The 20,632-nt window shown below is 41.4% G+C and carries 24 protein-coding genes; 12 read left to right on the forward strand and 12 right to left on the reverse strand.

The window, feature by feature from the left end:
* Positions 1-113 precede the first annotated feature (113 nt).
* The gene (locus QUF73_21855; protein ID MDM5228749.1) at positions 114-326 is read left to right on the forward strand and encodes a hypothetical protein; all 213 of its coding nucleotides are present in this window, start codon (positions 114-116) and stop codon (positions 324-326) included.
* A gap of 67 nt (positions 327-393) precedes the next feature.
* Here the strand turns inward: QUF73_21855 and QUF73_21860 are convergent, their stop codons facing one another.
* From QUF73_21860 to QUF73_21870, 3 genes are read right to left on the reverse strand one after another with little or no spacing between them, the layout of a single operon-like run.
* Positions 394-1,149, reverse strand: a complete 756-nt coding sequence (locus QUF73_21860) for a TraR/DksA C4-type zinc finger protein (GenBank protein MDM5228750.1) — start codon at positions 1,147-1,149, stop codon at positions 394-396.
* A gap of 30 nt (positions 1,150-1,179) precedes the next feature.
* Complete coding sequence (locus tag QUF73_21865; GenBank protein MDM5228751.1) at positions 1,180-1,407, reverse strand: hypothetical protein; 228 nt, start codon at positions 1,405-1,407, stop codon at positions 1,180-1,182.
* 38 nt (positions 1,408-1,445) lie between these two features.
* Positions 1,446-2,378 (reverse strand): 1,4-dihydroxy-2-naphthoate polyprenyltransferase, encoded by a 933-nt coding sequence (locus QUF73_21870; protein ID MDM5228752.1) that lies wholly within the window; start codon positions 2,376-2,378, stop codon positions 1,446-1,448.
* A 417-nt stretch (positions 2,379-2,795) separates the two neighbouring features.
* Between QUF73_21870 and QUF73_21875 the strand changes: the two genes are divergently transcribed.
* From QUF73_21875 to menC, 6 genes are all read left to right on the forward strand, one after another.
* Entirely contained in the window at positions 2,796-4,202 is a 1,407-nt protein-coding gene (locus QUF73_21875; protein ID MDM5228753.1) for an isochorismate synthase, read from the forward strand.
* The gene (menD, locus tag QUF73_21880) at positions 4,199-5,944 is read left to right on the forward strand and encodes a 2-succinyl-5-enolpyruvyl-6-hydroxy-3-cyclohexene-1-carboxylic-acid synthase (GenBank protein ID MDM5228754.1); all 1,746 of its coding nucleotides are present in this window, start codon (positions 4,199-4,201) and stop codon (positions 5,942-5,944) included. Before QUF73_21875 ends, menD begins: the two co-directional genes overlap by 4 nt.
* Before the next feature lie 6 nt (positions 5,945-5,950).
* Positions 5,951-6,796 carry a 2-succinyl-6-hydroxy-2,4-cyclohexadiene-1-carboxylate synthase gene (gene menH, locus QUF73_21885; GenBank protein ID MDM5228755.1) on the forward strand — a complete coding sequence of 282 codons (846 nt, stop codon included), beginning with the start codon at positions 5,951-5,953 and terminating at the stop codon, positions 6,794-6,796.
* A 68-nt stretch (positions 6,797-6,864) separates the two neighbouring features.
* Positions 6,865-7,686, forward strand: a complete 822-nt coding sequence (gene menB, locus QUF73_21890) for a 1,4-dihydroxy-2-naphthoyl-CoA synthase (GenBank protein MDM5228756.1) — start codon at positions 6,865-6,867, stop codon at positions 7,684-7,686.
* Positions 7,687-7,767: 81 nt separating this feature from the next.
* Positions 7,768-9,255 (forward strand): o-succinylbenzoate--CoA ligase, encoded by a 1,488-nt coding sequence (locus QUF73_21895; protein MDM5228757.1) that lies wholly within the window; start codon positions 7,768-7,770, stop codon positions 9,253-9,255.
* Position 9,256: 1 nt separating this feature from the next.
* On the forward strand, positions 9,257-10,363 hold the full coding sequence (gene menC / locus QUF73_21900) for an o-succinylbenzoate synthase (protein ID MDM5228758.1): 1,107 nt from the start codon (positions 9,257-9,259) through the stop codon (positions 10,361-10,363).
* Positions 10,364-10,739: 376 nt separating this feature from the next.
* Here menC and QUF73_21905 read toward each other — a convergent pair whose 3' ends face one another.
* Positions 10,740-10,898, reverse strand: coding sequence for a DUF1540 domain-containing protein (locus QUF73_21905; protein ID MDM5228759.1), 159 nt, complete (start codon positions 10,896-10,898; stop codon positions 10,740-10,742).
* A gap of 181 nt (positions 10,899-11,079) precedes the next feature.
* Complete coding sequence (locus QUF73_21910) at positions 11,080-12,087, reverse strand: zinc ABC transporter substrate-binding protein (GenBank protein MDM5228760.1); 1,008 nt, start codon at positions 12,085-12,087, stop codon at positions 11,080-11,082.
* Positions 12,088-12,411: 324 nt separating this feature from the next.
* Here QUF73_21910 and QUF73_21915 point away from each other — a divergent pair, with 324 nt between their 5' ends.
* Positions 12,412-12,975: a carbonic anhydrase gene (locus QUF73_21915; protein MDM5228761.1), complete on the forward strand. Its 564-nt coding sequence runs from the start codon at positions 12,412-12,414 to the stop codon at positions 12,973-12,975.
* On the opposite strand, the gene yidD is transcribed toward QUF73_21915, so the two are convergent.
* Positions 12,972-13,211 carry a membrane protein insertion efficiency factor YidD gene (gene yidD / locus QUF73_21920; protein MDM5228762.1) on the reverse strand — a complete coding sequence of 80 codons (240 nt, stop codon included), beginning with the start codon at positions 13,209-13,211 and terminating at the stop codon, positions 12,972-12,974. The two genes, QUF73_21915 and yidD, sit on opposite strands and share 4 nt — an antisense overlap.
* A 141-nt stretch (positions 13,212-13,352) precedes the next feature.
* Here yidD and QUF73_21925 point away from each other — a divergent pair, with 141 nt between their 5' ends.
* Positions 13,353-13,826 carry an S-ribosylhomocysteine lyase gene (locus QUF73_21925; GenBank protein ID MDM5228763.1) on the forward strand — a complete coding sequence of 158 codons (474 nt, stop codon included), beginning with the start codon at positions 13,353-13,355 and terminating at the stop codon, positions 13,824-13,826.
* Between the two features lie 76 nt (positions 13,827-13,902).
* Here the strand turns inward: QUF73_21925 and cls are convergent, their stop codons facing one another.
* Both cls and ytzI read right to left on the reverse strand, forming a co-directional pair.
* On the reverse strand, positions 13,903-15,351 hold the full coding sequence (gene cls / locus QUF73_21930) for a cardiolipin synthase (GenBank protein MDM5228764.1): 1,449 nt from the start codon (positions 15,349-15,351) through the stop codon (positions 13,903-13,905).
* A 90-nt stretch (positions 15,352-15,441) separates the two neighbouring features.
* Positions 15,442-15,624: a YtzI protein gene (gene ytzI, locus QUF73_21935; GenBank protein ID MDM5228765.1), complete on the reverse strand. Its 183-nt coding sequence runs from the start codon at positions 15,622-15,624 to the stop codon at positions 15,442-15,444.
* A 127-nt stretch (positions 15,625-15,751) separates the two neighbouring features.
* On the opposite strand from ytzI, the gene QUF73_21940 reads away from it, so the two are divergent.
* Positions 15,752-16,189, forward strand: coding sequence for a DNA starvation/stationary phase protection protein (locus QUF73_21940; GenBank protein MDM5228766.1), 438 nt, complete (start codon positions 15,752-15,754; stop codon positions 16,187-16,189).
* 352 nt (positions 16,190-16,541) lie between these two features.
* On the opposite strand, the gene QUF73_21945 is transcribed toward QUF73_21940, so the two are convergent.
* Entirely contained in the window at positions 16,542-16,799 is a 258-nt protein-coding gene (locus tag QUF73_21945; protein MDM5228767.1) for a DUF6154 family protein, read from the reverse strand.
* Positions 16,800-17,078: 279 nt separating this feature from the next.
* Between QUF73_21945 and QUF73_21950 the strand changes: the two genes are divergently transcribed.
* Positions 17,079-17,408: a hydrolase gene (locus tag QUF73_21950; protein MDM5228768.1), complete on the forward strand. Its 330-nt coding sequence runs from the start codon at positions 17,079-17,081 to the stop codon at positions 17,406-17,408.
* A 111-nt stretch (positions 17,409-17,519) separates the two neighbouring features.
* Here the strand turns inward: QUF73_21950 and QUF73_21955 are convergent, their stop codons facing one another.
* Positions 17,520-18,398: a hypothetical protein gene (locus QUF73_21955; protein MDM5228769.1), complete on the reverse strand. Its 879-nt coding sequence runs from the start codon at positions 18,396-18,398 to the stop codon at positions 17,520-17,522.
* A 155-nt stretch (positions 18,399-18,553) separates the two neighbouring features.
* Between QUF73_21955 and ytkD the strand changes: the two genes are divergently transcribed.
* The gene (gene ytkD / locus QUF73_21960; GenBank protein ID MDM5228770.1) at positions 18,554-19,021 is read left to right on the forward strand and encodes a nucleoside triphosphatase YtkD; all 468 of its coding nucleotides are present in this window, start codon (positions 18,554-18,556) and stop codon (positions 19,019-19,021) included.
* A 28-nt stretch (positions 19,022-19,049) separates the two neighbouring features.
* Here ytkD and QUF73_21965 read toward each other — a convergent pair whose 3' ends face one another.
* Both QUF73_21965 and QUF73_21970 read right to left on the reverse strand, forming a co-directional pair.
* Positions 19,050-19,859, reverse strand: coding sequence for an ABC transporter permease (locus QUF73_21965; protein ID MDM5228771.1), 810 nt, complete (start codon positions 19,857-19,859; stop codon positions 19,050-19,052).
* A complete protein-coding gene (locus tag QUF73_21970; protein ID MDM5228772.1) occupies positions 19,837-20,616 on the reverse strand; it encodes an ABC transporter ATP-binding protein in 780 nt (259 codons plus the stop codon). Before QUF73_21970 ends, QUF73_21965 begins: the two co-directional genes overlap by 23 nt.
* Positions 20,617-20,632: the final 16 nt, after the last annotated feature.

Consider the following 20,632-nt stretch of genomic DNA (forward strand, 5'->3'; position numbering starts at 1 on the left):
ATGAGAAGCAGTTTTACTCTGCAAAGTAAAATTATTAACAATAATTGCCACTTCAAAAAAGGTTTAAAAACCCTGATAATGAAATCATTAGACATAAAGGGGGTAGCTGTTAAATGTACCAAATCGAGAGAGGATCAATGGAAGAAGTTTTGCTGCATCTTCAGAATATTGGACTGCAACTAAATGAATTCGAGAAAACAAATGATTCTATTCCGGTGAAAAATTATAAAGAACTGCTGGAATTCAGCATCTCCATTGCCCGCCGCACAAACGATGTTTCTGATACGATTGATGAGATCATCCAGGATATCGAATCCAAACTATAAATATATATAAGGGTATCTTATTTTGCCATTTGACATAAAAAAGCGATGCAGCCGCATCGCTTTTACTTTAATCCTTATCTTCATCCACATAGCCGTCAGTCTGATGATACGGAACATCACCATAAGGTGCTTCGATATCATTTTCATCCAGCATCGCTTCATACTCTTCCTGTTTCTTGGAAGGATAGATTTTTCTTTCCTTGCCTTCAAGATCATTTCCGATAAATGTCTCATAATCCTCTGTAAACCCTTCGTCATCATGCCCTTCATTATAAAGGGAGTTATAATCTTCATAGTCCCCTCTTAAGTCTGATGGTGTCTCAGAAGTGCCAAAACGGGCAACTTCCTGGAAGCTGTCTTCGTTATCCACGACTTCTCTGAATTGATGATGCTGAAAGGTATTCCCGTGCGCAGGTTCGAGTACATCTTCTTCGACAGGGCGGTCTCCCGGCACATTTTGTTCCGGGCTGTGTTCCTTGCAGTAAAGGGTTGCTGGAATCACTTCGAGTCGCTCATATGGAATTTCAGCCCCGCACTCCTTGCATTTGCCATATGAACCATTTTCAATTGCCTGCAGTGCTGCATTCACTTTATTCAACTCAGAGTCGTGATGCTCTTCTAAAGCAAAATCCTTTTCACGTTCATAAAGTTCAGAGCCCATATCAGCTGGATGGTTGTCATACATGGAAAGCTCACCCACTGTATCTCTGGCATTTGCACCTTCCAGACTTCCTTCTTTATTGCCTTGAAGCTGGGATTCCAGTGATTTTTTTTCATCATTCAATTCTTTTTTAAAATGGCTGATTTGTTCATTGGTCAACATATTATGTCACATCCTTGGTTTTGATAATTTTTATAAAAGGCCTGCTGATGCCATAGTCAAGCCCATAATAAAGCCGAGCTCTGCCGCTCTTGCTCTGACGAGTATTAAGAATCTTAGTCCATATGGGTTTAGTATGGACGTTGTTGGCAAAATCATAACGGAAGAAATAATTTTAGGGTCAAGCATCTTCCTTAAGTAAAAAATACCCGTTAAAAATGGGATAAAACCAAGATGGTGCTTTCTGCTGTTTTTTTCCAAACAAAAACCCCTACTATAAAAGCAGAGGTTCCTTTAAATTATAGAAGATATCCGAGAAACAAGCCTACTGATAAAAGAAAGCCAAAGATTGTATTTGTCTGGGCAGTCGCTTTCATCGCGGGCATCATTTGCATAGGCAGTGTTTTTCCGATGAAGCCTTTCGTTGCTTTAATGGCCTTAGGCGCACTAAGAACAACGATAGCAAGCCATGGTGTTATGATGTTCATGGCGATTAATATGAAAACCCATGCATACGAAACGATGAACATTGCGGCAAGCAGCTTGATGGCTCCTTTTTTCCCTAAAAGAATTGCCAATGTCTTGCGGCCGAATTCCTTATCGCCGTCCAGGTCTCTGATATTATTGGCCAGCAGAATGGCGCCAACAAGAATCAAAATAGGGAAGGAAACTAAAACACTTGTTGCTGTTACGGTTCCTGCCTGAATGTAAAAAGAAATTAGGATGATCAGCATGCCCATGAAAAAACCTGCAAATATTTCACCAAATGGTGTGTACGCTATCGGAAGCGGACCGCCTGTATATAAATATCCTACTGCCATGGAGGCAAGTCCAATTGCTGCAATCCACCAGCTTGTGTTCATGCAAATATAGAATCCAAGCAATATTGAAATCCCATAAAGGCCAAAAGCCAGGTTCAGAACCGTTTTTGGTTTGATTCCTTCCCGGACAATAGCTCCGCCAATTCCGACAGAGTCTTCCGTATCAAGCCCTCTTTTGAAGTCGTAGTATTCGTTAAACATATTAGTGGCAGCCTGAATCAGCAAGCTTGCTGCCAGCATAGCAAAAAACAGGCCGAAATTTATTTCAGTAAGTTCCATTGCAAGAGCTGTTCCAAGCAGAACCGGCACAAAGGCAGCAGTAAGAGTATGTGGCCTGGTCAGCTGCCACCAGACCCTCCAGTTCTTTGAGTTGGAAGCAGGCGGAAAATTGGTCTGTGCTTGTGGTTGCATGATAACTCTCCCCTTTTTGATCTATTCTGTAATGATATTAATAATTGCATCATTCAAACTTGTTTATTTTAACCGATTACCAGGGTATTGTCAAAGTAAAACGCTATACGGCTATATACCAAACACCTTAAGTTTAGGTAAATAAGGCAAGAGTGTCAACGTATTATTGCCGTAAATAAAACCGGTATTTTCCATGGTTAAGGGAACTTTGAAGCAGCACAATTCGGAAATAACAGCGCTATTTGCTGAATTGAGTTCAATTCATATTATAGATGCCTAAAGTAAGCTATAATATAATAAGGATATAAAAAGGAATGGCGTGATTGACATCATTGACATTCCCTGAATCACAGGTGTATCTTAGAATAAGTTTAAAGTAGGATAACGGCAATCTAAGCTGTTATTGGAGGGATTTTTTTGGTTACGATACAAGATACGGAACTAAAAGAAGGGATCCAAGAGGCGATTGAGAGGGCCAAAGCCTTGTCAAAGCCTGTTTTAGTGAGCGAGGTTCAAAAAATAAATCATATAGACCCCCTTTCTTATTATGCGGCAGGAAAGAGCCGTTTTTTTGGTGAACGCTTTTTCTGGAAGGATCCTTCTGGTGAAACTTATATAATCGGGCTTGGGATTTGCAAGCAAATCCAGTCAGATCAAAGTACAGGCAGATTTAATCGTGTTGAAAAGGAATGGAAGCGTTTTATTAATAACAGCATTATTTTTAACCCTTATGATAAAAATGCTACAGGGCCCGTGATGTTTGGCGGCTTTTCTTTCGATCCGCTAAAGAAGAAAACTAAGCTTTGGTCGAAGTATTCCGATTCCCTTTTTCATGTGCCGACTTATATGTACAGTGAAATGAATGGACAGGCGTATTTGACAACAAATGTTGTCTGCACTCAGCATGATGGTGATTCTCTTTTTGAAAAGATAGTGGCCGAGCGAGGCATGCTAATGGCTTCAATCAAAGATTATCATCCTGAGAGAGCAAACACTCTTCAGGAGGAAGCAGATATCAATCCGGAAAAATGGATGGAGACAGTAGATGCGGTTGTGGATGAACTTAAATCCGGATCATTAAAAAAGGTTGTGCTTGCCCGGGAATCCAGGCTCATTTATGATAAGCCCATTGAGATTGAAAGAGTTCTCTGGAATCTGATGGAAATGCAGAGAGAAAGCTTTATCTTTGCTTTTGAATCGAACGGTGACTGCTTTATTGGAGCCTCGCCTGAACGGCTTATAAAGAAATATGGAGAAAATGTTTTTACAACTTGTCTGGCGGGTTCCATTCCAAGAGGCAAAACGGAAGAAGATGATCATATCCTTGGCGATGCTTTATTGCATGATCAGAAAAATTTAACCGAACATCAATATGTGGTTGATATGATTAAGGAAGCAATGGAGGAATCCTGCTCAGAAGTTGAACTGCCGGATGAGCCGCAGCTGATGAAGATGAGAGATATTCAGCACTTGTATACTCCTGTAATAGGAAAAACCAAGGGAGATGCTTCCCTTCTTGCTTTAGTTGACCGTCTGCATCCGACTCCTGCTCTTGGGGGACTGCCTAAAAAACAAGCAGTAGAAAAAATAAGAGAAGCAGAAGAACTGGATCGGGGCTTTTATGCTGCTCCGTTAGGATGGATGGACTTCAGAGGAAATGGCGAATATGCTGTTGCAATCAGATCTGGACTTATCCAGGGAAATGAAGCATCCTTATTTGCAGGCTGCGGAGTGGTGCAGGATTCAAATGCCGAAAGCGAGTATCAGGAAACAAAGATTAAATTCCGGCCAATGCTTACGGCTCTTGGGGGTTATGAAAAGTGAATCATCAGGAAGCTTTAACTTCATATATAGCCGCATTTGTGGCTGAATTAGTAAAAAACGGGGTAGAGGATGTCGTGGTCAGTCCCGGCTCCCGTTCTACCCCAATGGCTATGGTAATGGCAGAGCATCCGGAGCTTCGTGTACATATCCATGTGGACGAGCGCTCGGCTGCCTTTTTTGCGTTGGGGATTGCTAAGGCATCCCAAAAACCAGCAGCTTTGCTGTGTACATCTGGAACGGCTGCAGCCAATTACTATCCTGCCATTGTGGAAGCCCAGTATTCCAGAGTGCCGCTAATTGTACTTACTGCGGACCGGCCTCATGAACTAAGAGATGTGGGTGCTCCACAGGCGATCGATCAGATCCATTTATATGGTAAGAATGTAAAGTGGTTTGTTGAGATGGCTCCTCCTGAGAATACAGCAGAAATGCTTCGTTATGCCCGCACAGTATGTGCAAGAGCAGCTTCTGCTGCCCAGAGCTCGCCAGCAGGCCCGGTTCATCTTAACTTTCCTTTCCGTGAGCCGCTGGTTCCGCAGCTCGATCGTGCTGATTTATTTGAGCTTCGTGAGCGCACCGAAGGTTATGTAAATATTCAGGGTGGCCAGTTTGGGCTGCATAAAGAACAGTACAAGGAAATGGCACAGATATTAAACACTGCACAAAAAGGGATTATTGTCTGCGGTCCTTTGGAAAAAGCCGACTTCCCTGCAGCAGTGATTAAGCTGGCGGAAAAGCTGAACTATCCGATCATTGCCGATCCATTATCCCAGCTAAGAAGCGGGCTTCACGAAGGAAGCTGCATTATTGATGCATATGATAGCTTTTTGAAAAATGAGGATGCGAAAAAGGAACTCAAGCCGGATGTCATTATACGCTTCGGTGCAATGCCTGTATCGAAGCCATTGACCATTTTTATGAAAGAAAATAGCACTGCCCGCCAAATTATTGTTGATGGAGGCGGCGGATGGCGGGATCCTGCACTGCTCTCGACCGAAATGATTCATTGCGATGAGCTGCTATTCTGCGAGTCTGTCTCCCCATATTTAAACACTCCAGAGAATGATGAATTCATTGCTCTATGGAAAAAAATCAATGATCTTACCAGATCAAGGCTTGCTGATATTAATGCAGTGAACGAATTGAGCGAGGGGAAATTATTTTTCCAGCTGGCGGAAATGCTGCCGGAAGGCTCAACCCTATTTGTAGGAAATAGTATGCCTATACGGGACCTGGATACATTCTTCCACTATAATCAAAAGGGCATTAGAGTAATGGCCAACAGGGGAGCAAATGGCATTGATGGCACCGTTTCAACTGCTCTTGGTGCTGGAGTGGCATCACAGCCGCTTTATCTAGTGCTTGGTGATTTAACCTTTTTCCATGACTTAAATGGCTTAATTGCCTCTAAACAGTATGGGATTGATATCAATATATTGCTGATTAATAATAATGGAGGAGGAATCTTCTCATTCCTTCCGCAGGCAAATCACCCCAGGAACTTTGAAAAACTATTTGGAACACCTCTTGATCTGGATTTCAGCCATGCCATTAAGATGTTTGGCGGCCAATACGATTTAATCTCAGATTGGGAGCATTTTATTTCCGTCTTCAAACAGAACATGGACAGATCAGGCATAAAAGTAATGGAAATTACGACAAATCGGGATAGAAATTTAACCGAGCATCGAGAATTGTGGGAATCTGTTTCCCGGGAAATAAGTCGATTGCTGGAAGGGTGAATGCCGATGAAATATGTCATTAATGGAGTTCGATATCATGTCGATACATGGGGGACGGGATTTCCGCTTCTGCTTCTACATGGCTTCACAGGAAATAGTGAAGGTTGGAAAGAGTTCTCTCCCTTCTGGAAGGACCATTCGAAGATAATAGCTTTGGACATTATCGGCCATGGGGATTCTGAATCACCACCTGATATTGGCCATTATCAAATAGAAGAGTCGGCCGCAGTGATTAACAGTCTATTAGAAAAGATGGGAATCGGCAAGATCGATGTTCTTGGATATTCTATGGGAGGGCGCCTTGCGCTAACTTTTGCGGTTAAATATCCTGAAAAGGTCCGCATGCTGATTTTGGAAAGTGCTTCTCCTGGGCTTAGGACGGAAAAGGAGCGGCATGATAGAAGGATTCAGGATACAAAATTGTCTAAAAGAATCCGGCAGGAAGGCATTAATAATTTTATTGACTATTGGGAGGACATCCCTTTATTTCAAAGTCAAAAAAGCCTTCCAGAAAAAATCCGCACCAGAATAAGAAGCCAGCGTTTGGCCAATTCTATTGATGGTCTGGCAAACAGCCTGAATGGCATGGGAACTGGCGCGCAGCCATCCTTTTGGGACGAGCTTGTTCAGCTCGAAATGCCAGTCCTTCTAATTACTGGAGAACTGGACCAGAAATTCTGCAGAATTGCAGAAGAGATGGCGAAAATTTTGCCAAATGTCCAGTGGAAGTCCATTGAAGATGCAGGACATGCAATTCATGTGGAGAAACCTGAATTATTTGGTACAATAGTAAGTGGGTTTTTGTCGCAAACAGAGGAGATTAATACAAAAGCAGCAAAGATTGAGGAATGATGTCAATGCTTGCGCAAAAGCTGTGCGGCAATTAACACTTTCTAATACATATTAAGGAGGATTCATGTATGTCAGCTGTTGAATGGGTTGCAGGAAAACAGTACGAAGAAATCATGTATGAAACATACAATGGAATTGCGAAAATTACGATTAACAGACCGCAAGTCCATAATGCCTTTACGCCAAGAACGGTAATGGAATTAATTGATGCATTTGCGTACGCACGTGATGATGAAAATGTAGGTGTTATTGTCCTGACAGGTGCTGGAGACAAAGCATTTTGTTCAGGCGGGGACCAATCTGTCAGAGGACATGGCGGATATGTAGGCGATGATCAGATCCCTCGTTTAAATGTACTGGATCTGCAGCGCCTGATCCGTGTCATTCCTAAGCCGGTTATTGCGATGGTAAAAGGCTATGCAATTGGTGGAGGACATGTCCTTCATATCGTATGTGACTTAACGATTGCAGCAGATAACGCTGTATTCGGACAAACAGGACCTAAAGTAGGAAGCTTCGATGCAGGTTATGGTTCAGGATATCTTGCAAGAATCGTCGGCCATAAGAAAGCCCGCGAAATTTGGTATCTGTGCCGCCAGTACGGCGCTCAAGAAGCTTTGGATATGGGGCTTGTCAATACAGTGGTGCCGCTTGAGAAAGTGGAAGAAGAAACAATTAAGTGGTGTGAAGAAATACTTGAGAAGAGCCCGACGGCTATCCGCTTCTTGAAGGCTGCCTTCAATGCCGATACTGATGGGCTTGCAGGAATCCAGCAATTCGCCGGAGATGCAACACTTCTATACTATACAACGGATGAAGCGAAAGAAGGCCGTGACGCATTTAAAGAAAAACGCAAGCCTGACTTCGGCCAATTCCCGCGTTTTCCTTGATTGAATATTGATTTTTTCAGCTTGATGGCTTGCCATCAGGCTGTTTTTATATTAAAAATCGCATGAAATGAGGAGTATATGATGGAAGCGCAAATAGTGCCGAATTTTCTTCAAAAGCGAACTTTTTTAACCCCCGATCGCCCTGCCCTTTCCTTTTTGGGGAAAACCTATACATTTTCTGAAATATATGAGCGTGCATACACGATAGCAGGGCAGCTGCAGGCAGCTGGATGCATGAGAGGACAGTTTGCAGGTGTCCTTCTCCGAAATCATGAAGACACTGTTTTTATTCTTTTGGCCCTGCAGCTAATCGATGTAAAGGCCGTTATATTAAATAACAGGCTGACTGCTGAGGAATTGATTTGGCAAATGAATGATTCGAAGGCCGCTTTCCTTTTAACAGAGAATTCTTTTAACGAAGTAAGCCAAAAGGTTGTAAAGTCTTTAGGAGAAATTTCGGCGATCCATAAAGAAGATCTATTCAAGACAAATCCTGATGAGCCGTCATTAGTGGAAGAAATAAGTCTTGATGAAGTTTGTACCGTCATGTATACATCCGGAACAACCGGCAATCCGAAAGGTGTTCTGCAAACCTATGGAAATCATTGGTGGAGTGCAGTGGGATCTGCATTGAATTTAGGGTTGAATGAAAACGACAGCTGGCTGTGTGCTGTCCCGATTTTTCATATTAGCGGCTATTCCATTTTAATGCGAAGCATTATCTATGGCATGAAAATGGTTCTTTTCGAATCTTTCCATGAAGAGAAAGCTATTGAGGCTATTTCCATCGAAAAAGTGACCATCATGTCTGTTGTAAGTACGATGCTTACCAGGATAGCAGATGCACTTAAAGGCGAAAAGCTGCCGGAGTATTTCAGATGTATGTTATTAGGGGGAGGGCCCGCAGCAAAATCACTTCTTGAGGATTGCAGAGAGAAGGGAATTCCTGTTTACCAGACTTACGGAATGACAGAAACTTCGTCCCAGATTGTTACACTGGCTCCGGAATACAGTTTCAGCAAATTGGGTTCGGCCGGTAAGCCTTTATTTCCTTCCCAGCTGAAAGTTAATGCTCATAATGGGAAGCATGCTAACCCCGGAGAAGCGGGCGAAATTCTCGTAAAAGGTCCAAATGTGACAAAAGGGTATTTAAACCGAAAAGAGGAAACAGCAGAAAAACTAAAGGGTGGCTGGCTTTCAACTGGAGATATTGGATATGTGGATAAAGAAGGATTCTTATATGTGCTTGATCGGCGGTCAGATTTAATTATTTCAGGCGGAGAAAATATCTATCCGGCTGAAGTCGAAGGTGTTCTTGTTTCGCACTCCCAAATATCGGATGCAGGGGTCATTGGCATGAAGGACGACGTTTGGGGTGAAGTGCCTGTCGCCTTTATTGCCGGAGACGAGAATCTGGATGAAAAAGAAGTGATGCAGTACTGCTTAGAGAAGCTGGCAAAGTATAAAGCACCTAAAAAACTTATCACCATCAATGAAATTCCAAGGAACGCTTCTAAAAAGATTTTAAGAAGAAAGCTTCGGGAAATGCTTGAGGAAAGCGGGAATTAACATGGATATAAAAACAATTACTTTATATAAAATCAAGATGCCTTTGAAAACGCCATTTTCCACTCATTTAGGAACAGTGAGGGACAGAGAGGGAATCATTGTTGAGGTAATCGATCAAGAAGGACGGAAAGGGTACGGAGAAGGAGTCGCTTTTTCTTCACCCTGGTATACGGAGGAAACGGTTGAAACAAGCTATCATATGCTTAAAGAATTCCTTATCCCAACAATGCGTAATGCGGATATAAAGCATCCTTCAGAAGCAGGCCGGGTTTTTGACGCCTTCAGAAGGAATCAAATGGCGAAAGCAGCGCTGGAAACGGCTTTATGGGACTTGGCAGCCAAAAAAGAAGATATTTCGCTATCAAAATATATAGGCGGCCAGCGGGAATTGATTCCATCAGGCGTGGTTGTTGGCGCCAAAACAAAAGAAGAAGTAAGAAGGCAAATTGAATACTATCTGGAGAATGGCTATCAAAGGGTCAAAATAAAAATCAGCCCCGCGAACGATTATGAATTTATTTCAGAGATTCGCCGCTTTTACCCCGATCTGCCAATAATGGCAGATGCTAATTCAGCATATTCATTGGACGATATTGATCATTTAAAACGGCTTGATGACTTCGGGCTGCTGATGATTGAACAGCCGCTGGAATATGATGATATTGTTGATCATGCAAAGCTTCAGAAAGAACTGAAAACCCCGATTTGCCTGGATGAAAGTATTGTCACCTTTAATGATGCCAGGAGAGCGGTCGAGCTGGGAAGCTGTAAAGTAATCAATATTAAGATTGGCCGGGTTGGAGGTCTGGGGACGGCAAAGAAGATTTATGATTATTGCATGGATAAAGGGATCCAGGTCTGGTGTGGAGGCATGCTGGAGTTCGGTATCTCCCGTGCACATAATATTGCTCTTGCCTCCATGGAGGGCTTTGCCATTCCTGGTGATATCTCAGCATCGGGCAGGTATTGGGAAGAAGACATTATTCTTCCCGAAGTCACCGTGGAAAACGGGATGATAAAAGTTCCTGATAAACCGGGAATCGGTTATGAAATTAATGAGAAAAGGCTGAACGAAGTTTCCGCCTCAAAAGAAAGCATTGCTTTATAAGTAAAAAACCGCATTTCTATATTTGTCAGAATTGCGGTTTTCATTTTATTGCAAAAAAATAAGACGCATTATCAGCGCCTTTTATTATTAATTATTGTGTAATTTCATCCTTAATAAATGAATCCTCTTTAATGGCAAAGGAGCTTAATCCAGCAGCAGCGGCAAAAGCAGCTCCAAGCAAAATAATGGTTGATAACATTTGTATCACTCCTATAAGTTGTTGTTACTCTATACATTCCCAGTAATAATCTTAATAAACTTGTTTTTATAAAAAACGCAAAAGCGATGCATAAAATGCACCGCTTTTGCAGCATTTCGCATAACTATCCAATGAAATGCAAGACCGCCTACAACACCTGGAAGGTGCTGTCACCCATTAAAGGTCATGAGGCTCGAACGTTTTGCAGTCTGTTTCTTTGCTGTTGTCTGCAGTTTCGCCAGTATGGCTGACTACGTATATTTGGTCGGCACTGCAGCGGTTCCCATTTTTCCAGAACGCACAATTATTGACTTCACATAAAACATCTTTTGCCATTGCTGATCACTCCTAAGCAGAAAATATGACCAAGCCGAAAATTGCAAATTTCGGGCGGCACCTGGTACCAGGGTCTTCTTTATTTTCTGCAGAGTCTTCGGATTCAGTCATGGCATTTGAAGGAATGTCAAGATTGGACTGTTTTAATGAAAAAACCTCCCAAACCGGGAGGTGAATGTAATTATTCATTTAGAGCTTTTTCAAGGGCAGCAAGATTGTCGTTCATTAATTTAAAATATGTTTGGTTTTCTTTAATATTTTCTTCCGTCAGGACCGATAAATTATGAAGCATTAACGGTTCTGCGCTGATTTCTTTTTGCAGAATTTCAGTCAGTCTTGAGCTTACATTCTGTTCAAAAAAGACATATTTCAAGTCATGTTCTTTTGCTTCCGCGATGATTTTCTGCAGTTCTTTCTGAGTTGGCTCGCTGGAAGAATTTAAACCGGATACACTGATTTGATCCAAACCATATCGGTCTTCCCAATAACCATATGCTGCGTGTGAAACAATGAATTCCTTATGCTCAGCATTTTGGACTGTCTGCTCAAAGTCATTGTGAAGATTATCGAGCTCCTGGGCAAGCTCCAGATAATTCTGTTCAAATTGCTCCTTCTGCTCAGGCATCTGTTCCACTAAGGCATCTTTAATTGATTCAGCCAATTCTTTGGAGTATAAAGGATCCAGCCAAACATGGGGGTCGATATCTCCATGGCTATGATCATGGCCTTCTTCAGATTCAGCTCCGTGTTCATCAGCATGTTCTTCTTCATGCTCAGCTTCATCAGTATGTCCTTCGTCTTCATGGGCAGGATCATGATTTTCATCTGAGTGAACAAACTCTATATTTTCTCCTGCGGCCACCATTTTAACTTTCTCATTTTTCAATGTTCCTTTTGCTTTTTCCACAAAGCCTTCAAGACCGAGTCCTATAAAAATAAAAAGATCAGAATCAGCCAGCTTCATCATATCTTTTTGTGATGGTTCAAAAGTGTGTTCATCCGATCCGGGAGGATAGATGGTTTCAACTTCTAACGCATCCCCTCCGATTCGTTCAGTAAAGTATTGAAGCGGATATACCGTTGTATAAACCGTAGTTTTATTGCTGCTGTTTTCCTCTGGCTTTGCATCTGAGCAGCCTGATATAACAAGGACTAGGCCTAGAATAAATACTAAAAATTTCTTTGTCATTTTTTCTCCTCCTTTTATAAAACGTAGTTATTACGATTTAAAGCACGGACTCTATTTTAGATAATGTTTATTAGGGCAGTTAATTGCCGAAGTCAGCGTCCAAGTAATTAATAATACGTAATCATTACGATTTCACTTAGTTATCTTACAAAATATCCAGCTAAAAAGCAAGGATAAAAATTTGTTTGAAGCTCAAGCTTTATGTATCATAAATATAGATGCCTGTTAAAGGTTATCATTAGTATTGACATCTTTTAGTCAAGTATTGCAGCATTTATGCCTGCTCAAAGCAAAGGAATGCATAAAAGACAGGGAGTGGAACAATTGAAACTTTTAGAAGAAATCTTAAACCATAACCAGCAGTTTGTTGAAGAAAAAAAGTATGAAGAATTTGAAACAACGAAATTCCCTAATAAGAAAATGGTTATTTTGACTTGCATGGACACACGTTTAGTGGAGCTTCTGCCAAAAGCGCTCAATGTAAGAAACGGTGATGTGAAAATTATCAAAAATGCGGGAGCTTTAGTAACACATCCGTTTGGAAGTATTATGAGAAGCATTTTAGTAGCTGTTTACCAGCTGCAGGCAAAAGAAGTGTTTGTTATTGGCCATCATGACTGCGGCATGAGCGGAATGAAAGCAGATGCGGTTGTGAGCAGCATGAAGGAGAGAGGCATTACTGAGGATGCATTGGATACGATGACATACTCAGGAATTGCTGCAGAGGACTGGCTAAGAGGCTTTGAAAATGTAGAGGATAGTGTCTCCCATAGCGTCCATATGGTGAAAAAGCATCCATTGATGCCAGCTGATGTGCCTGTGCATGGGCTTGTAATTCATCCTGGCACAGGCAAGCTTGACCTGGTAGTGGACGGATACGAGGGTTAATTCTTTTTCCTTTTAGGCCATTCCTCAGGAACAAGATCCACTCCGCCTGGATGAAGGGGGTGGCATTTTAAAATGCGTTTTATCGTCAGCCATCCGCCCTTTAAGGCGCCGAATCGCTTAACAGATTCCAGCCCATAATGGGAACATGTCGGATAAAACCGGCATGTTGGAGGCTTCAGCGGGGAAATCACAATTTGATAGAAACGAAATATTGAAATCAATATCTTTTTAAACATGGCATTACCTTTCCTGGTTAAAACATATTTTCTTTTAAAATAACATATAATCGTGAAAACGTCATAATTTTCATATTAATTTGATGAATTTAGTCGGATATTACGTTATAATAAAAGGAAAACTTTAGGGGAGTGTTTTGAATGCCTTCAGTAGAAAGTTTCGAATTGGATCACAATGCTGTAAAAGCTCCATACGTGAGGCACTGCGGTGTGCATAAAGTGGGAAGTGATGGTTTAGTTAACAAGTTTGATATCCGTTTCTGTCAGCCAAATAAGCAGGCGATGAAGCCGGATGTCATTCACACACTTGAGCATCTGCTTGCTTTTAATATCCGTACACATGCAGAGAAATATGATCATTTTGATATTATTGATATTTCCCCGATGGGTTGCCAGACAGGCTATTATTTAGTCGTTAGCGGAGAGCCGTCAGTAGAAGAAATAATCGATTTGCTTGAAGCTACAATGCAAGATGCGGTTGAAATAACCGAGATTCCTGCTGCAAATGAGAAGCAATGCGGACAGGCAAAGCTTCATGACCTTGAAGGCGCAAAACGTCTTATGAGATTCTGGCTGGAACAATCGAAGGATGACTTGAAACAGGTTTTTGCATAATGAAAACGGGCTGACTAGTCAGCCCGTTTTTATAATAAGATAAGTATAAAATTTTGAACGCCGATAACTGTATTTCTTATAATATTGGCGATAAAAGCCTTGAAATGGATTCTTTTAATTTGATTTTTAAGGCCCTATTCCTGTAATCTTCTGCAGTCAGAATACTTGAAAGCTGGGCATCTTCTTTAAAGCTCTCAGTCAGTTCTTTCGAAACGTCCTCATCATATATAAAGGCATTTACCTCAAAATTCAGCCTGAAGCTTCTAACATCTATATTCGCGGTTCCAACCGACGAAACTTTCTCGTCAACAATCAAGGTTTTTGCATGGATGAAGCCATTCTCGTAAATAAAGATGTTTGCATTAGCTTTTAACATTTCCCCTATATAGGAGTAGGTTGCCCAATAAACAAACATATGATCAGGCTTGTTCGGTACCATAATGTTCACTTCAACACCTGATAATGCAGCTATTTTCAATGCATCCAAAAGACTTGCGTCCGGAATGAAATATGGGGTTTGGATATAAATAGATTTACGGGCCGATGAAATCATTTTTATATATCCATTTTTAATCTGTTCCCATTCCGAATCAGGACCGCTGGTAACAATTTGCATCCCTACGCTATCGCGAGACTCGGCCAGCGGAAAATACTTAGGGGCATAGTAAATATCATGGCGGTGCGAAGCCTGGTTCCAGTCAAGGATAAAGCGAGTCTGCAGGGAATGAACAGCACTCCCTCTAATTCTTAAATGAGTATCACGCCAATATCCAAACTTTGGATTTAGCCCGAGATATTCATCCCCAACATTAAACCCGCCAACATATCCAATCTGGCCGTCAATAATGGCAATCTTACGATGGTTCCGGTAATTAATTCTCAAGTTGATAAAGTGCAGCCGGGAAGGGAAAAAGGCCTCAATTTCTCCTCCTGCCGCAATCAGCTCTTTAAACGCCCTTTTATGCAGGCTTCTTGAGCCCAGTTCATCATAGAGAAGCCTTACTTTTACGCCTTCCCTTGCCTTTTCCGTCAAAAGATTGATTAAGCTTTTCCCCAAATTATCTCTTTTGAAGATATAATATTGCAGATGGATGTGATCGGCTGCATTTTTGATATCCTCCACAAGCGAATTGAACTTCTCTTTCCCATCTGTAAAAATCCTGACCTCGTTGTCCTGTGTCAATACCGCATCATTGTTGACAAGGTGCATATATATAAGGTCTTTGGAGTTTTTAATTATGCCATTTTGAAAATGGAAATCCTTTTCCTTGATTCCTCTGATTTGATTGTTCAGCAGTTCATCAATTCCAATCTTTTTGCGGTCTTCCCATTGGAACATCTTTCTTTTGGTTAAATTCTGCCCAAAGAAGAGGTACATGAAAAAACCAAGAAGAGGAATAAAAAACAAAACCATGAGCCACGCCCATGTGGCGCCTGCATCCCTTCGCTCCAGAAAGATAACAAATATAGCCAGGATAAAATTTAAGACTAAAAATACTGTAAGCATCATGGAGTATATATCCATCTCAATGTCCTCTCCACATGTATGTTATTTCCGTCCATTTAAAAGGAAAACCTCCGGCTGTACGGAGGCTGTATATATAATATCGTATGCTTATGAACGGTTTTGGTTATCTTCTTGTTCTTCTTTAGCCTCTTTTTGTCCCTGCTCGCTGTCAGGAAGCGGATCAATTGGGTCTACCGTATGCTTGAATTTGTAAGCTTTTGAAGTGGTGATGACGCTTAAAAGCAGTACCACGATCACAATGATAATCGATATGACTAATACCGTATACATGTTTCTCCCCCTTTTCTCTCAATATTTTACCATGAAAGCAGCTCTTTCATGAAAGATTTCGCTATGGCCTAGGTACAGGTTTGAATTTTGTTATTGTGGGTAATCTATTGTTGGGAGGATGATTTATATGAGTAAAGAATTAGTAAAAGCTGTTAACCAGCAAGTAGCAAACTGGACTGTTCTATATGTAAAGCTTCACAATTATCATTGGTATATTAAAGGGAAAAACTTTTTTACCCTTCACGCAAAATTTGAAGAACTTTATAATGAAGCCAACATACATGTAGATGAACTGGCTGAGAGAATCCTGGCTCTTGAGGCTAAGCCGGTTGCGACTATGAAGGAAGTTCTTGAGACCAGTTCTCTCGAAGAAGCGACAGGAAAAGAAAATGAAGAACAGATGGTCCAATCCGTCGTAGATGACTTCGAAAAAATGGTGGACGAGCTTCAGGAAGCAATTGAGCTTGCAGAAGAAGCCAAAGATGAAGGAACAGGCGACATGCTGATTGCTGTAAAGCAAAGCTTAAAGAAACATATTTGGATGCTGAAAGCATACCTTGGATAATAAACAAAGACTGGCTGGAAAGCTGGTCTTTTTATATGCAAAAAAGAAAAGCTTAAAGCGCCTTACCCACGAAGGAACGCAGACTAAGAACGCCACGTCCTCCCAAAAGCTAACGCTTTCGGTCGTGCGATGTATCGCTGCCGTAGCTTTCCTTGTCCTGTGGCGTCTGCATGACCCCCATCCTCCCAAAAGCTGCCGCTTTCGGTCGTGCGATGTTTATGCTGACGAAGCCTTCCTTGTCCTGGGGGCCTCACCTCGAGGGGGCAGGCGCTGGAGCTAGACATTAAAATAAAAAGCGGCTTATCGCCGCCTTCAAATAATATGGATAGTTAATAATTCGGATATGTATAGTTTAGTGTATGTTCCGGTGATGAATGATTGGGCTTCTGCGCTGGCCGTAATTCTCACTGGCAAATTTCCCTTTTAAGCTCTCAATCAGATAAAGCCCCATTAAATCATATAATTCCTGATTATCGAGATCCCTGATAATATTCAGCAGGTCTTCTCTGTCCATTTCTTCTAAGAAGGCAAAAGCGAGCATATCGATATCCTCTTCATCACCTGTCAGCTTATTCCTGTAAAGTTCATATAGCTCATCAATCAGTTTCATGATAACACCTCCTTAAAAAAATTCTCCCGTTTTATATAGTATACTTAATTTAATACCCCTGATGCAGGAAAATATTCACCGCAGATAAATTGAGAAGCTGTTTCTCAATTATTTAACTTAGTATATGTAAGCTTATGAAGAATGATCGTAATTTCGTATAATTTTATCATAAATGTGGGAAACGATAACTATAGAAATGAAAAAGTCATGATATTTAATGATAAAGTAACCGGTGTTGAAACTGCGTCACAGGAATGAACAAAAAAGGGGCTGACAGGATTGGAAGGGAATAAAAAAACGTATTATATAACGCTTGGTTCTGGGGAGATTTCACAAAGCGCCACTGGCTCAACATGGAATTTTAAAATAGAGGCAACAGATGATGAAATCATTGCCTTAAGAGAATATTTTGACCAGAACTATTCAACTGAGTGGCAGAATTTTTACCGAGCCCATGTTCCTTATGTTCAATACCATTATGACCGTGAAAATGATGCTTATGATGATACAATGAAGAAAATATATGGAATGATTTATGATCTTGGAGACGATGAAGCAAGAAAACATATAGAAAGCATGGGAATCCTTACTGAAGAGGAACATAAATAAGAAGAACAGAAGCGCCTTGCCCATCCCGACACCTCGAGGGGGGAGGCGCTGGAGCTAGAAAGCTCTCGAAGTACCAAGGGTAAAAAGCTGAGGCGAATGCCTCAGCTTTTCTTACATTTCCATTTCTACAGCTGTATCTAGAACTTCCTGCGGAACGGCTATAGCCTCTACCTTATTATAGTTTGCGTATTGGCCGTTCATGTTCTGCTTCATGGAGATTGTCTGGCCTTCAGCCGTGATTTCCATTTCCATAATCATATTCAGCACGCTTGGATAAAAAGTTTCTTTATCAATCACGATTTCGTATTCCACGCCGTTAATTTTCATGTTATCAAGCATTTCTCCGTTGGCTGCCAGTTCTGGCGGAAGTGTTTCTGCTGCTGTTTCCTTCACAAAATCATTGAATTTTTCTCCATCGGCTTTCAGTTTTAGGATATAGCTTTTTGCATCCTGTTCAAACGTAAAGTCGTCCACGAACTCCTGCAATTTCTTTAGTTCTTCACCAGGATTCGTCTGCTGGCTGGACATTTGAAGCAAATCATCCGACATTTCTTTAGGGAACTTCATCCACTGCTCACCGGCTGCATCATAGAGGAACATGCCTTCTTCAGTAAAGTAGCTTTCAACATCATACGATTCTTCTGTGCCGTCCATCGACATAGTCATTTTTTGGTAGAAGGCCAATGGATCTGTTGTAACATCCATATCAATGACAGAATCAATATTCATATTTTCCCCTTCAGTGCCTGAGCTCATTTCCTGGCTCATATCCATATTTACCGAGAAGCTTTTTAGCTCTTCTGAAGCCTCGGTAGATTTCGTTAAAACTTCCTCCAGTGTCAATTCTGAAGCTTCTTCTGTTTTTGTCTTTTCTTTGTCGGTGCCGCCAGCAGATTCATTTACAGGTTTGGCTGTTTCATTGCACGCAGCCAGCATTAGAATCATTAGGAATCCGGTAAGGACTGCAAGGGATTTTTTCAAGGTATACACTCCTCTATTTAGGTTAGTCAACTAATTTTACGAGGAAAAAAGGAGAAAAGTTTCAAAAATATGTAAATTGATACTTTAGCCCCAGAAGTTTTTAAATATATGAATAACCTTTATAATGATAATATCAGAATTTAATTATCGAGTGGGGGAAAAGTATGGAAACCTTTTTGGATGAGAACGGCGGGGAAGTGCGATTTTCTTTTAATAAACGAGCTTTCGGAACTGAGCCAAAACATGTTCTGGTCATTTGCCGCTATGGCGATCAATGGCTGCTGACGAATCACAAAAAGCGGGGGTGGGAATTTCCAGGCGGTAAGAGAGAACAGGGTGAGTCTCTTGAAGGGGCAGCCAGAAGAGAAGTTTATGAGGAAACAGGAGCAGACTTAAAGAATTTAAATTTTATTGGTGAATATGAAGTTAATTTGGGAACAGAGCGTTTTGTCAAAGCCATTTTTTTCGCCGAGGTGAAAAGCCTTAACAAAACGGATCAATATTTTGAAACAAACGGTCCCATTCTGACAGCGGGAAACTTGCTGGAAGACAGGTGGAGCAGCCAATACAGTTTTATCATGAAGGATAAAGTAGTTGAAAAGAGCCTCGAAAAAATCATGCAGGGAAAGTAAAAAAACGGCATTATCGCTGCCGTTTTAATTATGACCCATTTTTTATCAGTTTTCGCTCGAGCAGTTCGACGAGCTGATACATCACTGTTGCAAAAACAGCAATTACAAGCAATGACAGCATGACAAGTGTGAAGTTGAATACTTGGAAGCCGTAAATAATCATGTATCCGAGACCTTTTGAGGATACAAGGAATTCGCCTACGATAACACCGACCCATGATAGCCCGACATTCACCTTTAAAGTGGAGATAATGGTCGGGAAGGAAGCAGGCAAAATGGCTTCCCTGAAGATTTGAAATCGATTTGCCCCAAAGGTTTGAAGCACTTTAATATAATTGGGGTCAACTTCTTTGAAAGATGTATACACGACAATGGTTGTGATGATGATGGAAATAATCGCGCCCATGGCTACGATTGAAGTAAAGCTGGGGCCTAATGCGACGATTAATATCGGACCAAGAGCAACCTTTGGCATTGAATTCAGGACAACCAAATAGGGATCCGCTATTTTTGAAAGCATCGGTGACCACCAGAGGATGGCTGCAAGCAATGTGCCTAGAAAAGTGCCTAATATGAATCCAAATACGGTTTCTGACAAGGTGTAGCCTAAATCCACCATCAAGGTACCATCCTGAACTTTGGTTAAAAATAATCCCCATACTTTAGAAGGCGCACTGAAAATCAATGGGTCAATCCATTGCTTTTGGCTTGCCAGCTCCCATCCGGAAAAAAATACGATAAAGATGACAGCCTGATAGAAGCGGACCCATTTTTTTTCACGGTTTAGCGACTGGATATATTTCTGGTGGAGGAATTTAACGTTCTCCTGCGGGCTCAAGGGACTCCAGCTCCTTCCATATAGTTTGAAAAATCGCTGGATATGCTTCATGATTTCTAGCGTTAAAAGGGGTTTCATCTCTTAATTCTTTTGGTATTACAAACGTTTTATGAAGCTGTCCGGGCCTTGCTGAAAAGAGAAAAACACGATCACTCATGCTGATTGCCTCACCAATATCATGGGTAACCAGTATGGCTGTCTTTCCAAATGATTTAAGCGTATTAGAGACTAAATCCTCAAGCTTCAGCTTGGTTTGATAATCTAATGCGGAAAAGGGTTCATCAAGCATGAGCAGCTTTGGTTCAGTTGCAAGTGTTCTTACAAGGGCAACGCGCTGGCGCATTCCGCCTGAAAGCTGCTTCGGAAACTGTGACTCTACACCCTTTAATCCCATTTCCTGAAGGAGCTGCAGTGCATATGCTTTTTTGTCGGGAGTAAGGCTGTTTCCAATTTTAAGCCCCAGCAGGATATTTTCTTCAATCGTTTTCCAGGGAAAAAGATAATCCTGCTGCAGCATATAGCCAATTTCATTTTCTGCTGTTTTAACCCGCTTTCCTTCAAGTATTACAGTGCCTTCAGTAGGTTCAAACAAGCCTGCTATGATGGAAAGCAAAGTCGTCTTACCGCATCCGCTTGGGCCGAGGAAGGAAACAAATTCTCCTTCCTCCACTTCAAGCGAAATATTGGAGAGGGCCGTTACAGCAGAGGTTTTCGTAAAATAAGTGTGGTGGACAGCATCTACCTTTAGAAAATTCATGTCGGCCTCCTCTTTC

The organism is Cytobacillus sp. NJ13 (assembly GCA_030348385.1).
Classification (GTDB): Bacteria; Bacillota; Bacilli; order Bacillales; family Cytobacillaceae; genus Cytobacillus.

What these genes read in the sequence shown, in the direction of transcription:
- QUF73_21855 (MDM5228749.1), top strand. Translation starts at nt 114, where the DNA reads ATGTACCAAATCGAGAGAGGATCAATGGAAGAAGTTTTGCTGCATCTT.
- QUF73_21860 (MDM5228750.1), bottom strand. Translation starts at nt 1,149, where the DNA reads ATGTTGACCAATGAACAAATCAGCCATTTTAAAAAAGAATTGAATGAT.
- QUF73_21870 (MDM5228752.1), bottom strand. Translation starts at nt 2,378, where the DNA reads ATGCAACCACAAGCACAGACCAATTTTCCGCCTGCTTCCAACTCAAAG.
- menH (MDM5228755.1), top strand. Translation starts at nt 5,951, where the DNA reads ATGAAATATGTCATTAATGGAGTTCGATATCATGTCGATACATGGGGG.
- menB (MDM5228756.1), top strand. Translation starts at nt 6,865, where the DNA reads ATGTCAGCTGTTGAATGGGTTGCAGGAAAACAGTACGAAGAAATCATG.
- QUF73_21895 (MDM5228757.1), top strand. Translation starts at nt 7,768, where the DNA reads ATGGAAGCGCAAATAGTGCCGAATTTTCTTCAAAAGCGAACTTTTTTA.
- menC (MDM5228758.1), top strand. Translation starts at nt 9,257, where the DNA reads ATGGATATAAAAACAATTACTTTATATAAAATCAAGATGCCTTTGAAA.
- QUF73_21905 (MDM5228759.1), bottom strand. Translation starts at nt 10,898, where the DNA reads ATGGCAAAAGATGTTTTATGTGAAGTCAATAATTGTGCGTTCTGGAAA.
- QUF73_21910 (MDM5228760.1), bottom strand. Translation starts at nt 12,087, where the DNA reads ATGACAAAGAAATTTTTAGTATTTATTCTAGGCCTAGTCCTTGTTATA.
- yidD (MDM5228762.1), bottom strand. Translation starts at nt 13,211, where the DNA reads ATGTTTAAAAAGATATTGATTTCAATATTTCGTTTCTATCAAATTGTG.
- QUF73_21925 (MDM5228763.1), top strand. Translation starts at nt 13,353, where the DNA reads ATGCCTTCAGTAGAAAGTTTCGAATTGGATCACAATGCTGTAAAAGCT.
- cls (MDM5228764.1), bottom strand. Translation starts at nt 15,351, where the DNA reads ATGGATATATACTCCATGATGCTTACAGTATTTTTAGTCTTAAATTTT.
- ytzI (MDM5228765.1), bottom strand. Translation starts at nt 15,624, where the DNA reads ATGTATACGGTATTAGTCATATCGATTATCATTGTGATCGTGGTACTG.
- QUF73_21940 (MDM5228766.1), top strand. Translation starts at nt 15,752, where the DNA reads ATGAGTAAAGAATTAGTAAAAGCTGTTAACCAGCAAGTAGCAAACTGG.
- QUF73_21945 (MDM5228767.1), bottom strand. Translation starts at nt 16,799, where the DNA reads ATGAAACTGATTGATGAGCTATATGAACTTTACAGGAATAAGCTGACA.
- ytkD (MDM5228770.1), top strand. Translation starts at nt 18,554, where the DNA reads ATGGAAACCTTTTTGGATGAGAACGGCGGGGAAGTGCGATTTTCTTTT.
- QUF73_21970 (MDM5228772.1), bottom strand. Translation starts at nt 20,616, where the DNA reads ATGAATTTTCTAAAGGTAGATGCTGTCCACCACACTTATTTTACGAAA.